This is a genomic window from Leptolyngbya sp. CCY15150 (assembly GCF_016888135.1).
In the GTDB taxonomy this organism is placed as follows: domain Bacteria; phylum Cyanobacteriota; class Cyanobacteriia; order RECH01; family RECH01; genus RECH01.
The window spans coordinates 1-15,062 of record NZ_JACSWB010000202.1; the positions used below are offsets into that span (position 1 = coordinate 1).

Here is a 15,062-nt window from a genome sequence, read left to right on the forward strand (position 1 = left end):
GTTTCAGATGCTCATACGGCTTATGAATCAATTTCGAGGAGTGCCTGCTACGACGCTACGAGAGTTTTCTTCTGCCTAGAGTCATTGAAGAGCGATACCCCCTCGAAATCCAGCGCGGGAGCGGCACCAATCCGGCGAGCCCGTGTCATTCCCATCTTGCTGCGCCCCGTAAATTGGCAGAGCGCCCCTTTTAGAGCAGACTACGAATTTGCTTCACAAAGTCGGCTACCAGCTTAGATGCAGATTCAATTTCATTATCGGTAGAATATTTCCCAAGCCCTATTCGGAGAGCCCCCTCTACAACCTCTTCACTTAGAGCCATGGCTGTAAGAACGTGAGAGGCTGACTCAACTCCGGAGGAGCAGGCTGAGCCTGTCGAAATAGCTAGTTTATTCCGCAATCTGGCGATGACAGCACTATTAGGAACGCCTGGAATAGAGACGTGAAGGTTCCCAGCGAGGCGGTTGTCTTGATCACCATTGACAATGAGCCCTGGAATGTTTTCGGTCAGGAGTGTTTGGAGGCGATCGCGCTTCTTTCCAATCATCCTCTCGTCTTCTGCCATCTCCTCGTCCCTGAGCCGACAGGCTTCGCCCAGTCCAACGATACCCGGTAGATTAAGGGTTCCAGGGCGTAAACCTTTCTGCTGCCCGCCGCCGTAGAGTAATGGCTCTAGCCGCTGGTCTCGGCGAACGATGAGTGCCCCAACTCCTTGAGGGCCGTAGAGCTTATGGGCTGACAAGGCTAACATGGTGATGCCCCAGTCGTTGAAGTGGATGGGAACTTTGCCCACGGCTTGGGATGCGTCGCAGAGGAAGGGGATTTGGTAGCTTTGGGCGATCGCAGCGATTTTTTCAATGGGGTAAATGGTGCCAACTTCATTGTTGGCGGCCATGATACAGAGCAGGTGAACACCGCTGGTGCAGACTTGCTCTAGCTGACCAAGGTCAAGACGGGCTTGGTTATCAACGGGGATAGTAATGAGTTCTATGCGCCCCTGTTTATGGAGAGCTTCGCAGGTGTCGAGAACGGCTTTGTGCTCAACGGCAGAAATGGCTAAACGAGGCTTAGTGCCAGATCGTTCTAGATGCCGAACAGTGCCTTGAATTGCGAGGTTGATGCTTTCGGTGGCACCTGAGGTGAAGATGATATCTCGGGGGGTAGCTCCAACTAGGTGGGCAACATGGCGGGTGGCTTGTTTGATGGCGGCTTCGGCGCGATCGCCTACCCCATGGTCAATGCTGCTGGCATTTCCAAATTCCTCAGTCATGTAATGCAGCATTAAGCTAGCGACTCGTAGATCTGTAGGAGTAGTCGCGTGATAGTCCAGATAGATGAACTTAGGAAGAGTACTTGCTCGCTCGTTCATGTCTCAAATTATAAGTTAGCAAGTCCTAGTAGGGTTTCTCATGGCATCGACGACAGTATAAGTTTGGCAAGGTGTGGGAACAAACCAAAGTGACGACTCGATTAGTGGTCAGTTACTTCAACTGGATTTGGAAACATAGTCGTTTCAAAACCACTGCGGCTCAACGAGCAGGATTAACGACACGATCGTGGAATTGGCATGACATTGCTACCTATCCCACATTAATTTGACGCACTACCAACTGATCTGACCCAGGCTAAATCAAGCCAGAACCTTTGTGACGCCAATCATGTTCCGTGGTTAGCTTGCCGTCCTCATCTTCAGATAACTCCTGCATTTCACGGGGACGTTCTGCCGCTTCCTGGGCCGCTTGCTCACGCAGGTCTCCGGGCACCTCAACATACTTTCCAAACTTATAGCACAAGGTTCTATTGAAAGATATCCAGCTTTTTTGAGTTTAGCACCATGGACAACAAGCTCAGTAGCTTTACATATTAATATGTTACTATATAGTTATACAAAAGACCGCAAGGAAGCGCAACACCTCATAAATCTTTTGTTACACAAAGCTTTCAGGGTTTTGTTTAGGTGCTTGCAACTTGTCTACTCATGGAGATTACTGCTATGAAAATGAATGTTGGCACTCTTGATCGCGGAATTCGCCTCCTATTGGCATCAGTGTTCTTCTATCTAGGGCTATTCTTTTACAGCGGCTCTGCCCTAGGCATTGGTCTGGTTGTGGCAGGCGGTGTGTTGCTAGCCACCGGGCTAGTTGGTTTTTGTGGGCTCTATAGCCTATTGGGTCTGCGCACTAGCCAGATTCACAAACAACTTTAGACATACCTCTGGAATGACTTGAAAATTACGATGACTGACCCCATCAGCAATGTTGTGGATGCCTCTTGTGATGAGGCGATCGCCCAGGTCACCGAGGCCTTGAAACAAAAGCCGATCAAAAGCCTAAGGGCTGGGGAGATGGCGATCGCGGCCAGTCAGATCGTCCAACGGGTGAGCGATCGCCTCTCTGTCGCTCAGCCCAGTGCCACACCCTACAAGTACGCTATCTAAGACACAAGGTTTCCTATGGATACAAATCTTCCGATTGAAGTGCCCTCCCTGTCGCGGCGGCAGTTGCTCAACTTTTTAACAGGAGCCACCGTTGCCGCCACTACTGGGTCTGCCCTATATGTCGCTGGTAACTTCTTCATGCCCCCATCTGAGAAAACAGGGCCGGGGGGAGCAATTCTGGCTAGGGATGCGCTAGGCAATCTAATTCCTGCCACTCAGATCCTGGCAGAACCACCGGGAACGCGCGCCCTGGTAGCAGGTTTGGCTGGAGAACCAACGTATCTAATTGTCACTGAAGACAACACCCTAGACGGCATTGGCATTGTCGATAATTGCACCCACTTGGGCTGCACCTTTCCTTGGAACCCCCTAGACCAGCAGTTTCAATGCCCCTGTCATGGTTCGCTCTATGCCCCCGATGGCTCGGTGGTGCGAGGGCCAGCACCTCTGCCGCTCAAGATTGTGCAGGTCAATGTCAGTGATAACAGTATTTTGATCTCACCCTGGACGACAACCGACCCCCGTACTGGCCAGCAGCCTTGGTGGGTTTAAAGGTAAATGTATCGATGGGTAAGTGCAATATTCCTATCACTTACCTGCTTTAGCACTCTGCCTCACAATCTATTCTGAAAAACTGTCTAAATCTATCGAAAAGCTGATGAAAATTGCCGTATCTAGCCAAAATAAAACTAGTGTGACGGGTCACCTCGGGCGCTGTCAAAAATTCTGGATCTACGATGTGGAGGGTACCACCATCCAGGACAAACAACTGCTCCAAATCACCAAAGACCAAAGCTTTCATGAGAGTTCCCCAAAAAATCCTCATCCCCTGGATACCGTTCAAGTGATGATTAGCGGTGGTATGGGGCGGGGATTAGCTCGTCGTCTGGAGTCTAAGAACATTCAGCCGCTGATTACCGCTGAAACTGACCTGGATGCTGCTGTCATGGCCTACTTATCTGGCACTCTAGCCGTGATGACGCCAGAAGAGCATCACCAACTTGAACATGGGGACGACCACGAGCACCATCACGGGGCTCACGACCACAGCCCGACATAAAGCTAGCCCTGCCCCTTCAATCCATTAGGGGTGGGGTTTGCGCTAACTTACCTCTCGCTTTTAGTAGTCGTTAAGTGGCTTTTTGAGGGGGCGATCGCCCGCTTGAACCACGTCCCAATTCTCTGGTATCCAATGATTCAATCCTCTCAATCAACACCAACTGTGGTGGATCTATCTCCTGCAGATCTAGCTCAAGCGCCCAATGGTACTTTGCTCATTGATGTGCGCAGTGGGCTGGAGTACTTCACTGGCCACGCCCCAGGAGCCCGAAACCTCAGTTTGCCCCGCCTCCTGCTTGGCTTGGGGGTATCGCGCTGGTTTTTACCGCAGTGGTTTCGAGAACTTCCCCCCGATCAGCCCATTGCGGTGATCTGTTTGACTGCTCACCGTAGCCCAATTGCAGCGAGACAACTGCTTAAAGCAGGGTTCACCACGGTTTACAACATTACTGGCGGTATGGTGGAATGGCGGCGATTAAGTTTGTAGAAACGAACAGTGCATGTTGGCACAATGGGTATAGACGATTTTTAGCCTGGGGGATGGCCAAGGCTACGGAGGCAGATGAGCAGACGATTCATCTGCAAGATAGCTCCAACTACGCCACCATGGCAGACCTGAAACGATCGCTATTGGGCCGTTTACAGGGGAGGGTGTTAGAAATTGGCCCCGGAGCTGGGACAAACCTAGCCTATTTCTCCCCAGACATTCACTGGATTGGGGTGGAACCAAACCTGTTTACCCATCCCTACCTTCGTCAAGGGGCTGAACGTCACGGACTGAAAGACATCGAACTGTATGGTCAACAGGCTGAGCAATTGCCGGTCGAAGATGGCACCCTTGATGCTGTAGTGAGCACCTATGTGCTGTGTTCTGTGACTGATATTGACACGACCCTAAAGGATATTCAACGAGTGTTGAAACCCGGCGGCAAGTTTGTTTTTATGGAGCATGTTGCCGCGACCGATGGCACCTGTACTCGCACTGTTCAGGATGGCATTACGCCGATTTGGAAGACGGTGTTTGATCACTGCCATCCCAATCGAGAAACCTGGATAAATCTGGAAAAGGCAGGGTTTGCAACAGTAGACTATCAAACCTTCCGACTATCCATTCCAGTGGTTAGCCCTCATATTGCTGGGGTAGCGACCCGATCATCTGTCGATCCTAAGACTGAACTAATGCAGAGCCAGAGAACATCTAGACAACCTATTTCAGGAGATATCCATGGTATTTAATCAGTCAATGCGAGCCGCAATGCTGGCTCTCGTCCTGGGGGTTTCTCTGTGGCTGGGGGTGGGGCCGGCCATGGCAGCACCGTTATCAGTAGCTGAATCAAGCGTTCAGGATAGGGTGCAAACTCTGCCTGAAGCATCCCTTGACCTCAGAACCGCAGTCGATCGCACCCTGACAATCATTCCCGCTGGCTTCTACAAAGTGGACGATGTAGCAGAACTTAAACGCCTGCAATCTAACGCCCAAGCACAGGTAGTGGATGTGCGTGAACCGGCGGAATACAGAGCGGGCCATATCCCTGAGGCGATTAACATCCCGCTGCGCACTCTAGCCCAGCACCTTGACCAGATCGAACGCGATCGCCCGGTGGTACTCTACTGCTCATCGGGCTATCGCTCGGCCATGGGTGTGGTGACCCTACATCTGCTGGGCTATGACAATGTGCAGGGCTTTCCGCCCAGTTTTGCGGGTTGGAAGACGGCGGGGGAGGCGATCGCCTTTAATCGGATTCGTGTCAATTGAGACGAACATCTATATCTTCGTCTGCTTGGCTTTCAGGATACAATCGAGATAGATCAAAATCTCCCTCTTACCCTCAGCAATTTTCTCGGAAAAACGCTGATCGTAGCCGATGCCTCTAGCCAGATTCTCGCCGACGCATCGGCTCCAGAGCTAGGTGGAGCAGTATGATAGTCAGCCTATTGTCTCCCACCTCCAAGCACAATTACCTTGGCAGCACCTAATATCAACCCTAGCCCAATCTTTAGTCCACATAAAGGTTTCGTCAAGGTTTATATAAGAGTGGCAAAGCCTTGCCAGAACTCATACATCAAGTTGAACAGGTCTTAACTATGGCACAATCTCATTCTGAATCATCGTCCTATGCACTAAAAATGCGACGGGTAAAACGGCAGACAAGCCAGCTTGCTAAGGCGCAACCGGAGGTCATGAAGGCATTTTATGCTTTGAGTCACAGTAGTTCAGAGCCGGGGGCCCTGGAAAGCAAAATCAAAGAGATTATTGCGATCGCCATTGGCGTAGCAACCCACTGTGATGAATGTATCGCCTTTCATACTCAAGCTGCACTTAAAGCTGGGGCTTCCCAGGAAGAAATCTTAGATGCCTTGGGAGTTGCGATTATGATGGGAGGTGGACCTGCGTTGATGTATGCAACCCATGTGATGGAAGCACTAGAAGAGTTTAATTCTCCGAGCGAATTGGGCTAATGCTAAGCCCCCAGCATCAGTAGGTCTTTAGCCGCCTGATGGCGCTGGAATTCTGAGCAGGCGGCTAAAGACCTACTCAGAAAGGAGAGCACATTGACGAAACCATCACTAAACTGCAAACTCTGCGTGCCTTCTAACCCTGTTGCTTGACCAGTGGGTGTTACTGAATCAGGGCATGAACCTTTAGCTAGGAGCCCTGAAACTCCATGCAAAATTTTGCGGAATCATACTGCTATTCAGCAACGCCGACCAGTGTCAAGCGGGTGTAGATGTTAAACCCAAATCTCATGGTTTGTATCGTAGTTAATCAATTTATACGATAAATCAAACACGCCTTTGAAATAATCGTAGACATTATCGGCTTTCGAGATGCTTGCCAAAGACTAAGAAGCTTAGTGCAATGATCCAGGAGGTGAACAAATAGAACATGACAACACAATATAAAGTCATCAGCGACTGGCTATGTCTGACGACCAGACAAAAAGCCAGAAAAATTGAGCACCATCTTAATCATTTCTCCACGGAAGGATGGGAGTTTGTCTCCCTTGATCCCGTCATGTTTTTTGGGAATGATGTTGGTTTTTACCTAATTCTTAAGAAAACGCATTCGGAAAATACCCATTAATACGGCTAGGAGTGTATCTGGTGAAATACAAGATTATACTTTTAGGCTTATCGCTCTTCCTATATGGACTGGCACTGGCGTTACCTTGCCTTTTATTTAATGTAGTTCCCATAGACTCAGTTGGTGCAAGTCCCTCTGACCCCAATGCCGTTTATGCCATGAGGGGGTTCGAGCTGACTTTCTTCGGCATTATTGGAGTACTCTTTTTGCAAATTCCAGCAATTGGTTGGTTTGCCAATCCCATTTATTGGTTATGTTGCATCATGTTTATGCTGCAACGTTATCGGTTTTCTACCATAGCTGGAATAGCTGCCGTTCTTATTGGTTTTGGAGGAACATTGTCAGCATTTTGGTTCAACTTACCTGCGGATAGCGGTGGTGTTTCTGAACTGGCCCTGAACCAATTCTTGTTGGGTTTCTGGCTATGGCTAGCGGCCCCTAGTTTAATAACCCTAGTTTCTATCATCAGTCTATTAAAACAGCCTGCCCAATTAACTGCTAGAAGCAATTAAGAGAGGGGCAATAGATGAAACCTATGAGACCTCAACAGCTTTCCCTCAATGCCTTATGGAAGTCAGTCATACCTCAGGATAGCTTATTCAACCCACATGAGGTTGCCCATTTACCAGATACTGCCTTACAGTATCTTGACCATGCGATCGCCCCTGGAACTGCGATCGCAGCAGCCGTGCGCCTAAAAATGCATGGCGAAATCAAACTCAAGAACTGGATCCCCTTTACCGCAGAGCAAGTCGTCTGCTGGGAGCGGGGATTTATTTGGAGTGCTACTGCCTGGATGAACCGTTTGCCGATCGTGGGTTCCGATCGGATCATTGATGGCGTTGGGGCGATGCAATGGAAACTGTTGGGGCTATTCCCGGTGATGACTGGAACCGGTGCTGATATTACCCGATCGGCGGCGGGTCGCTTCCACATCGAGTTAATGCTATTGCCATCGGCGTTTTGTCTGGGTGATGTGACCTGGAGTAGCCCAGAGGTATCGCACCTCCATGCCAGTTTTATGGCTCAGGGTGAACAGGCAGAACTCGACTTGACCATTGACCAGGCAGGGCAACTCAAAACTGCGAAACTGCCGCGCTGGGGCAATCCAGACGGTGCAGAACACCGCTATGTGGATTTCGGGGCGATCATAGAAGAAGAAAGCACATTTTGCGGCTACACGATTCCCACCCGTCTGCGGGTTGGGTGGTATTTTGGCACTGAGCAGTTTGAGACAGAGGGTGAGTTTTTCCGAGTCACGATCGATCATGCCATTTACCGGTAGATGGGTCAGGTAACAGAGAATACTGGTGATGTGCTGTATGCGCCCCTCTTGCATCACTGGTTTAGCTTCTCTTTGCTACATCCGCTTGATTCATTGATCTGTCTAGTCAGTGGAGTATTTGTCTACTGTGATTTGGGTGGTTGAAGTTATTCAATTTCAAATAATTCCCTATCAAGGAATTGATCCAGGAAGACTTATGCTTTACTTACCTTTAATTTACATTTTTTTACTAGTTGGCCCTGCGATCGCTACAGTCGCATTTTTTCGACGGCTTTCGATCCGTTGGCACTTGTTTTTGTTGAGCCTTTGCGTCGCCTATGGAATTTCTCCGTTTCTCCTGACTTGGAGCGCACTCGGTTTGGCTAAACGCTTCGGTTGCTCGGCAGAGGCTGTCCGATTTAGCTGTCCTTCCCCAGTTTGGCTAGGAGATGTTATCTCTGGGCTGGCGATGGCGCACTGGCTAGCAGTTGTTGCTATTCCATCAGCGATTTTCGGCGCGATCGGGCTGCTGATTTCTGGAATTTTACAGTATCGGCGATCGCGATCTACAGGCAGCACTTCAGGGCAATCTCCAGCGGCTTTTTATCGGAGTCGCCGCCATAAAGTAATTGCAGGCGTCTGTTCAGCTCTTGCTCAGCGTTGGCATCAGTCCCTTTCAGGGATCCGGATTGTCACGGTTGTGTTAGCGATCGTCATCCCTGGATTTATTTTTCTCTACTTGTGGTGTTGGCTGGCATTTCCAATCGAGCCGCGATTACAACAACAAGTCTACGTCAAAGGAGATAGTGGAAAATGAGAAAATACCCCGTTTCTTGGTTCTATATCTTGGCTTTTGGGATCTCATGGATTGGCATGATATCAGTGGTCTTAGCCTCGCGAGGTATTGCCCCATTTTACCGCCCTTACTTCCTAGTTCTTTCCATCTTGTATGCCATTGGCCCTGCACTTGCGGCTGTCATTGTGTCACAGGTGGCGTATGGCAAGAAAGGGGTACAAAATTTGCTCAAGGGACTAATCCGATGGCGGGTTGGTTTAGTCTGGTACATCATAGCGATTCTGGGGCCTGTGGTTCTCCTCATTGCAGCGCAAGCCATCACGAAATTACTGGGTATGCCCGTAACTATTGCAGTGCCGCAAGTCGTTCTATCTCCCTATATTATTTTCGGTGCCATGGTAAATTTCTTTGCCCATACCTGTGAAGAAATTGGGTGGCGCGGCTTTGCATTACCACGATTGCAGAAGCGACATAATGCCTTAATGGCTACTCTGATTGTGGGCGTATTGTGGGGATTCTGGCATTTTCCGACTCTCTTTTTGGTCGGAAACCCGATGTCTGAATACCCTTTCATTTGGCTCTTGATCATCGTAACCAATGCTTTTATCTATACCTGGATTTACAACAGTACTAAAGGCAGCATCTTACTTGTAGCAATTTTTCATGGCGCGCTGAACATATGGGGAGCATTTATACCTGGAGTGTCTCCTATTGCCTATGCCCTTCTGAATGGTGCGGTGGCTATCATCCTGATTGCAGTGTTTGGCAAAGGAAATCTATCGCACCAAAAACGGGTTTATGTGGACTAACAATGGGTCAATGACACATCATGGTAAATCAGGATTTAATCCGCGCCTTTTGGCATTCTTTGCCTTGGCATTTGCTTGGTCGTGGTTCTGCTGGCTGCTGTCTTCGGTGATCAGACCTCAGTTGCCCATCTTAGGTATGGTGTTGCTGATTGCGGGGAGTTTTGGCCCCGGTATCGCGGCGATCGCGGTGGTGAGGTATGCCGATGGCCAGAACGGGCTGCATCGTTGGCTCAAGCGATCGCTGCAATGGCGGGTTGGTTGGGGTTGGCTGGCGCTCTCGTTTTTCTTGCCTCTGGCGGTCATGGGGCTGGCCGCTGCTATGCACATCGCCTTGGGCGGCACGATCGCCCCGTCCCCCGCATCCGGGCATGTGCTGTTAGCCGTAGTGAATTTTGGGTTGGTGCTGCTGCTTGGCGGCCCGCTGGGCGAGGAATTTGGCTGGCGGGGCTATGCATTGCCTGTTTTACAAGAGCGCTATGGCTGGCGCGTGGCTAGCCTTGTCTTGGGCACGGTGTGGGGCGCGTGGCACTTGCCACTGTTTTATATGGCCGACACGGTGCAACGCTACATTCCCGTTGGGCTATATATGGTGAGTACGATGGCGCTATCGGTGCTGTTTGCATGGCTACTTAATCAAACTAGAGGAAGTGTGCTGCCTGCCCTCGTGCTGCACACTGCCGTCAACGCTTGGGGGTGGGTCATACCGGTTATGGTGCTGCCAGATGGAAGTAATCTGCGACCCTATGGGCTGGCAGTGGGTTTACTGGTGGTGATCGCCCTCGGTTTACTGTGCGACGGGAAACCCCATCGGCCGCTGCGATCGCTCAGCCCTAGCATTACAGAATGTGATGCTTCCTTATGACTCTATAGCTCGTTCGTTAGGTTAATCAGGACACATACGTTGCCCAAACAATATTCTGGGCTCCCCGTCAGAGAGTGCTGCTCGCCGTGGATATCGTCCCTTAGGTTCACTCGAATTCCGGTGCCCAGATGCTGGAGACCTCCATGTCCCAGCCCGGCAAGAGTTCGGGGACAGTGAAGCGATCGCCATTTTGCAAAATCACGGGTTCGCCTTGAGCGTGGTAAACCTCAATGGTTTGGGTGCGATAGTCCACCAGTGCGCCAACGGTGGTGCCTAGGTCAAGGAACTGCCGGATTTTGGCGCGGAGCTGGTCGAGGTCATCGATCTTAGAGCACACCTCAAAGATCAGATCAGGAACGAGATTGGCATAGTCTTCGGTGGTGCGTTTCAGCCGTTCAGCTTTGACGAAGGAGGCATCGGGAGCGCGAACATCGGCGTTGGGGAGCTTGAAGCCTGCACTGGAGGCGGTGACGCGCCCTAGCTTGCGAGGTCTAACCCAGGCCCAGAGTTGGGCGATGATGGCGGCGGCGATTTCATCGGATTCAAAACCAGACGGACTCATGACAATGATGGTTCCATCGACGAGTTCGAGGCGGTAGTCGGGGTGTTGGTGCTGGAAGCGTTGGAGATCTTCAACGGTAAGGGTCATGGTGTCCTCCTAGGGGGTGTGGGCGATCGCTAGCGACTACAGCGTTATCGATCCAGTCACATTACCGAACAACGTGCCCCCGGTCAGCGGTTTCGGCGGTTTTGTTATCTAATTTTAGTAAAAATGGCAAAAAAGGAGTGATAAAGGCGGTGAGGGTCATAGGATCCATAGGAGCAAGGGGGATAAGTTTTTCTAGGCGACATCTGACCCACAGTGTAACTCATCCCAATCATGGCAAGGGTGCGGAAGTGACTAAGGTTCAAGGTCAAGCGCGGTGCCCTAGGGTAAAACTGAGCGCGATCGCCCGTTGATGTGGGAGAACATTTGGCAGCATTTGGCAGTATTTAGAAGCATTTAGCAGTATCTGAAGGTGAAAGAGCACTATCCCGGAGCGATCGTGTTGGTGCAGTCGTTGGATCAGCGGGTTTGCGAGGTGTTTTGTATTGATCCAGGATGGGAAGGCGGTGATGATGGAGGGGCGATCGCTGCGCAGTGGGCAAGTGGGGCAACCTGCGGGAGGTTTTCAAGCCCTGAAGAATCTTATCGTTACGAAGAATCAAATCGTTACGATAAGATTCATACACAAGATTATTTCTTTGTGCTGTTTAAATTCACTATTTGAGATGCTAGCATTTGCATGTTTTATTGCAAGGCGTGAATTGAAACAGCGGCAAAAGATTAGTTCTTTGTGTTGTTTTAGCTCACCGTTTTAAATTCACCGTTTTAAAATACCAGATTAATACTTTTTTACCTATGGCTAAGCGATCGCTCAAGGCTTCACCTGCTGGTATTCAGCAGTCCAAACGCGCATTTGCGCTCAAAGGGTGGACTCAAGACAATTTGGCTGCAGAGGTGAATCTCAAAACCCGGCAGCCGATCTGGCGATTTTTTACCGGGCAGCCGGTGGATCGGCAGGTGTTTATGGATGTTTGCCAGGTTTTAGACCTCAACTGGCGCGAGATTGCCGCCGACCCGCCCGCCGACTTTTTAGATCCGGAAGACATACTAGACCCGCAGCTGCCGACAGTGGATGACCTAGTGACGGAGGTGCGATCGCAGAATTACGACACCATTCAGCACCAGTGTGGTGTTTTGCAACTGCTCGACATCAGGCACCCCGTCAACATTGACGACATCTATGTCGATGTCAATATTCTCGAAGCCGTTGCCAACCAGCAGTGTCTTGAGATTGATGCCCTCAACAATCTAGACCCTGCCAACTTTAACCGGATGGGGCTGGGGATCATTGATCAGCCTCAGATCCCTGGCGTGGAAGCGGTAGAAACCTACGGCAAGCTGCGGGTGCTGGGCAAGCCAGGAATTGGCAAAACCACCTTTTTACAGCACCTAGCCGTGCAGTGCAACCAGGGCGAGTTTGCCGCCGATCACGCACCCATCTTTATCGCCCTGCGGGAGTTTGCCGAAACATCCAAACGCCGGGGCGACTTTAGCCTGTTCAACTACATTCACCAAGCCCTTCGGCTCAACGATCCCGCCCAGCTCGAAACCCTGCTCACCGAGGGGCGGGTCTTGATGCTCATGGACGGCATGGATGAGGTGCTGAATCAGGACATCAACGCCGTGATTCGAGAAATTCGCACCTTTTCAGGCAAATACCACCGCAATCGGTACGTGGCATCGTGTCGCACGGCGGCCAAAAAGCTGACCCTGCACGGCTTTACCGATGTAGAGATTGCCTCCTTTAGCGAAGCGCAGATTACCACCTTTGTTCAAAAGTGGTTTGTGGCCTTGGGCCGAACTGCCACCTCCCAGGGACAGGAAAAGGCAGCGGAGTTTGTCGAGAAATTGGATTTGCCCGAAAACTGGCAGTTTCGCCAACTGGTGGTGACGCCCCTGTTTTTGCACCTGGCCTGCTGGGTGTTTCAGGGGGAAGGGAAGTTCCCCACCAAACGCACGGCGTTTTATAAACAGGGCCTCGACCTGCTGCTGGGCAAGTGGGATGAGACCAAGGGTGTAGAGCGAGACGACGCCTATCGAGGCTTTTTGCTGCCCCAAAAGATGAAACTGCTGAGCCAGTTGGCCGCTGTCACCTTTGAACAGGGACAGTACTTTTTTGAGCAACGCACCATCGAGCAGTACATTGAAGACTACCTGCAAAATTTGCCCGGTGCTACCCAAGAAATCGAAGAACTCCAGCTTGAAAGCGAAGCTATGTTGAAGGCGATCGAGGCCCAGCACGGGCTGCTGATTGAGCGGGCGCGGGGCATTTTTTCCTTCTCGTATCTAGCGTTTCAGGAATATCTGACGGCGCGCAAAATCGTCGCCACCCACAACCTGCGAGCGCTGGAGCAGGCCCTAGGCGGCCTGGTCAGCCACATTACCGATCCCCACTGGCATGAGGTATTTTTGCTGACTGCGGCCATGCTGCGCAGCGCCGACTCTTTGGTGCAACTGATGAAGCAGGAGATCGATGCCCTAGTGGCCCAAGATCCTCACCTGCAAGATTTCTTGATGTGGGCCAGTCAAAAGTCCCAGACGATTCCTCCCGAGCCCAAGCTGGCAACCACCCGCGCCTTTTACCTGGCCCTGGCCCAAAGCCCCCACACCGCCGACCAGTTTGCCCTAGCCAGTACCCTCGATCAGGGTATTTTTCTAGATGCTGCCCTGGAAAAACTGCTGGTGGAATTTGCCGTTGACCACAGCCAAGATTTTGCCTACGTGCACGCCTGTAGTGAGGCGCTTAGCAATATTTTGGTCATGGTGCTCGATGCTGGGTTTTACAAGTCGATTCAGCAGCTCAAGGAGCAGTTGCCTGCCTCACACCAAAGCCAGGAACGGCTGCAAACCTGGTGGCAGGAAAACTACCCAGCCTGGGTTGAACAGATCAAAGGCTCGGTCACCGAATACCGCAATATTCACCACCCCTGGCAGTTTAGCCCCGAGCAAGATCAGGTGCTCAAGCGCTACTACGACGCCAACCAACTGTTGGTAGATTGCCTCAACAGCAACTGCGAAGTGACCGAAAGCATTCGCCAAGAAATTGAAGCGACGCTGCTGCTGCCGCAGAAGGAGTTGGAGGAGCGGGAGTGGCAGGGTAATTGAGACCATTGCTGTGTTGCGGCAAGACTCAGGTTGCACCCCAACCGATTAACATGCTTGACTGCCTCAGTAGTTGAAGCAGCGATCGCTGTTCCTGAACAAACCCGAAGCCTACTGAATCTTACAGCGGGCCAATTGGGTCAACTAATTTAATCCAGTAATCAAACACCCATCTATTATCGTGGGTTTGTACTGATATAGGCTGTCTCATGGATAAGGGATCGATCGAATTGCCCAGCTTTTACCGTGCCCAACACGTCAGTTTTTTGGGTGGCGAAGGTTCTGTTAAAAGCTTCAACTATGAAGCTGAAGCCTGGGTCTATATTGTTGAAATGTCGCTGGGGCCAGAGCCAGACTTTGGCAGAGTTGGCGGAGAGACGACGATAGTGCTTAGCGAGACCGATTCATATGCGGTATGACCCAACCCCAGCTCCCTTAACAGGAGTTTTAATTGCCTCGGTGATTGTGTTGCTTTGGATGTTTAGTTTAGGGTTGCTCTTAGTGATTGACCTAGGTCAGTACAACGTTCTATGGGTTTTTCCGGCCATTTTAGGACGCACCTATATTCAAACTGGTTTATTTATTTTGGCCCACGATGCCATTCATGGAGTGGTCATGCCAAGCGATCGCCGCCTGAATCATGACATTGGGCGGCTAGCCGTCACGCTCTATGCTCTCTTGTCTTATGAGAAACTTGCTCGCAACCACCGGAAGCACCACCGATATCCTGGTCAAGCCAAAGACCCCGACTTCCACGATGGCACGCATCGCAGCTTTTTCCCTTGGTATTGGAGATTTATGAACGGCTATATGAATGGCAAAGAGAGGACTGTCATGCTGTTCAAAATCATTGCTATAGCTCTAGTCGCGAGCGTTGGGTTTCACATTGCTATGGCCAACCTATTCCTGTTCTGGTTTTTGCCAATCGTGCTCAGCTCCATGCAGTTGTTTTTTTCTAGGGCGGCAAAACTAGCTGGAGAAAGAGGAGACAATTGGCTAGGCTAGGCACAGAGGCGAGAACAGGGTGAGGCAATCAAGATG

20 protein-coding genes and 1 pseudogene are annotated in these 15,062 nt (G+C 50.8%); 18 read left to right on the plus strand and 3 right to left on the minus strand.

The features are described 5' to 3' along the window. Window positions 1-190 precede the first annotated feature (190 nt). Complete coding sequence (locus JUJ53_RS14025) at window positions 191-1,369, minus strand: cysteine desulfurase family protein (protein WP_204152657.1); 1,179 nt, start codon at window positions 1,367-1,369, stop codon at window positions 191-193. Between the two features lie 41 nt (window positions 1,370-1,410). On the opposite strand from JUJ53_RS14025, the pseudogene JUJ53_RS14030 reads away from it, so the two are divergent. Next, window positions 1,411-1,599 (plus strand): annotated as a pseudogene (locus JUJ53_RS14030) (IS1 family transposase); the annotation flags it as partial. Window positions 1,600-1,625: 26 nt separating this feature from the next. On the opposite strand, the gene JUJ53_RS14035 reads toward JUJ53_RS14030, so the two are convergent. Continuing rightward, window positions 1,626-1,793 carry a hypothetical protein gene (locus tag JUJ53_RS14035; protein ID WP_204152676.1) on the minus strand — a complete coding sequence of 56 codons (168 nt, stop codon included), beginning with the start codon at window positions 1,791-1,793 and terminating at the stop codon, window positions 1,626-1,628. Between the two features lie 200 nt (window positions 1,794-1,993). Here JUJ53_RS14035 and JUJ53_RS14040 point away from each other — a divergent pair, with 200 nt between their 5' ends. From JUJ53_RS14040 to JUJ53_RS14100, 13 genes are all read left to right on the plus strand, one after another. After that, window positions 1,994-2,206 carry a DUF2892 domain-containing protein gene (locus JUJ53_RS14040; RefSeq protein WP_204152658.1) on the plus strand — a complete coding sequence of 71 codons (213 nt, stop codon included), beginning with the start codon at window positions 1,994-1,996 and terminating at the stop codon, window positions 2,204-2,206. Between the two features lie 30 nt (window positions 2,207-2,236). Then, a complete protein-coding gene (locus JUJ53_RS14045; RefSeq protein WP_204152659.1) occupies window positions 2,237-2,437 on the plus strand; it encodes a hypothetical protein in 201 nt (66 codons plus the stop codon). Window positions 2,438-2,452: 15 nt separating this feature from the next. Continuing rightward, the gene (locus JUJ53_RS14050; RefSeq protein WP_204152660.1) at window positions 2,453-2,989 is read left to right on the plus strand and encodes a cytochrome b6-f complex iron-sulfur subunit; all 537 of its coding nucleotides are present in this window, start codon (window positions 2,453-2,455) and stop codon (window positions 2,987-2,989) included. Between the two features lie 106 nt (window positions 2,990-3,095). Further along, window positions 3,096-3,497: a NifB/NifX family molybdenum-iron cluster-binding protein gene (locus JUJ53_RS14055; RefSeq protein ID WP_204152661.1), complete on the plus strand. Its 402-nt coding sequence runs from the start codon at window positions 3,096-3,098 to the stop codon at window positions 3,495-3,497. Window positions 3,498-3,629: 132 nt separating this feature from the next. Beyond that, on the plus strand, window positions 3,630-3,983 hold the full coding sequence (locus JUJ53_RS14060) for a rhodanese-like domain-containing protein (protein ID WP_239125058.1): 354 nt from the start codon (window positions 3,630-3,632) through the stop codon (window positions 3,981-3,983). A gap of 53 nt (window positions 3,984-4,036) precedes the next feature. Further along, on the plus strand, window positions 4,037-4,732 hold the full coding sequence (locus JUJ53_RS14065; RefSeq protein WP_239125059.1) for a class I SAM-dependent methyltransferase: 696 nt from the start codon (window positions 4,037-4,039) through the stop codon (window positions 4,730-4,732). Then, a complete protein-coding gene (locus tag JUJ53_RS14070) occupies window positions 4,722-5,252 on the plus strand; it encodes a rhodanese-like domain-containing protein (protein WP_204152663.1) in 531 nt (176 codons plus the stop codon). The genes JUJ53_RS14065 and JUJ53_RS14070 overlap by 11 nt, the downstream gene beginning before the upstream one ends. A 290-nt stretch (window positions 5,253-5,542) precedes the next feature. Beyond that, window positions 5,543-5,956 carry a carboxymuconolactone decarboxylase family protein gene (locus JUJ53_RS14075; RefSeq protein ID WP_239125060.1) on the plus strand — a complete coding sequence of 138 codons (414 nt, stop codon included), beginning with the start codon at window positions 5,543-5,545 and terminating at the stop codon, window positions 5,954-5,956. Between the two features lie 645 nt (window positions 5,957-6,601). Next, window positions 6,602-7,093 (plus strand): hypothetical protein, encoded by a 492-nt coding sequence (locus tag JUJ53_RS14080; protein ID WP_204152664.1) that lies wholly within the window; start codon window positions 6,602-6,604, stop codon window positions 7,091-7,093. 14 nt (window positions 7,094-7,107) lie between these two features. Next, a complete protein-coding gene (locus tag JUJ53_RS14085) occupies window positions 7,108-7,866 on the plus strand; it encodes a DUF6544 family protein (RefSeq protein ID WP_239125061.1) in 759 nt (252 codons plus the stop codon). A 127-nt stretch (window positions 7,867-7,993) separates the two neighbouring features. Continuing rightward, window positions 7,994-8,662, plus strand: coding sequence for a PspC domain-containing protein (locus JUJ53_RS14090; protein WP_343327959.1), 669 nt, complete (start codon window positions 7,994-7,996; stop codon window positions 8,660-8,662). Then, a complete protein-coding gene (locus JUJ53_RS14095; RefSeq protein WP_204152665.1) occupies window positions 8,659-9,450 on the plus strand; it encodes a type II CAAX endopeptidase family protein in 792 nt (263 codons plus the stop codon). Before JUJ53_RS14090 ends, JUJ53_RS14095 begins: the two co-directional genes overlap by 4 nt. 64 nt (window positions 9,451-9,514) lie before the next feature. Next, entirely contained in the window at window positions 9,515-10,312 is a 798-nt protein-coding gene (locus JUJ53_RS14100; RefSeq protein WP_239125063.1) for a type II CAAX endopeptidase family protein, read from the plus strand. A 106-nt stretch (window positions 10,313-10,418) separates the two neighbouring features. Here the strand turns inward: JUJ53_RS14100 and JUJ53_RS14105 are convergent, their stop codons facing one another. Then, on the minus strand, window positions 10,419-10,961 hold the full coding sequence (locus JUJ53_RS14105; protein ID WP_204152667.1) for a Uma2 family endonuclease: 543 nt from the start codon (window positions 10,959-10,961) through the stop codon (window positions 10,419-10,421). Window positions 10,962-11,331: 370 nt separating this feature from the next. Between JUJ53_RS14105 and JUJ53_RS14110 the strand changes: the two genes are divergently transcribed. From JUJ53_RS14110 to JUJ53_RS14125, 4 genes are all read left to right on the plus strand, one after another. Continuing rightward, window positions 11,332-11,583 carry a hypothetical protein gene (locus JUJ53_RS14110; RefSeq protein WP_204152668.1) on the plus strand — a complete coding sequence of 84 codons (252 nt, stop codon included), beginning with the start codon at window positions 11,332-11,334 and terminating at the stop codon, window positions 11,581-11,583. A 131-nt stretch (window positions 11,584-11,714) separates the two neighbouring features. Then, window positions 11,715-14,024, plus strand: coding sequence for an NACHT domain-containing NTPase (locus JUJ53_RS14115; protein WP_204152669.1), 2,310 nt, complete (start codon window positions 11,715-11,717; stop codon window positions 14,022-14,024). A gap of 206 nt (window positions 14,025-14,230) precedes the next feature. Then, window positions 14,231-14,440, plus strand: coding sequence for a hypothetical protein (locus tag JUJ53_RS14120; protein ID WP_204152670.1), 210 nt, complete (start codon window positions 14,231-14,233; stop codon window positions 14,438-14,440). Continuing rightward, window positions 14,430-15,026: a fatty acid desaturase gene (locus tag JUJ53_RS14125; RefSeq protein ID WP_204152671.1), complete on the plus strand. Its 597-nt coding sequence runs from the start codon at window positions 14,430-14,432 to the stop codon at window positions 15,024-15,026. The genes JUJ53_RS14120 and JUJ53_RS14125 overlap by 11 nt, the downstream gene beginning before the upstream one ends. Window positions 15,027-15,062 lie beyond the last annotated feature (36 nt).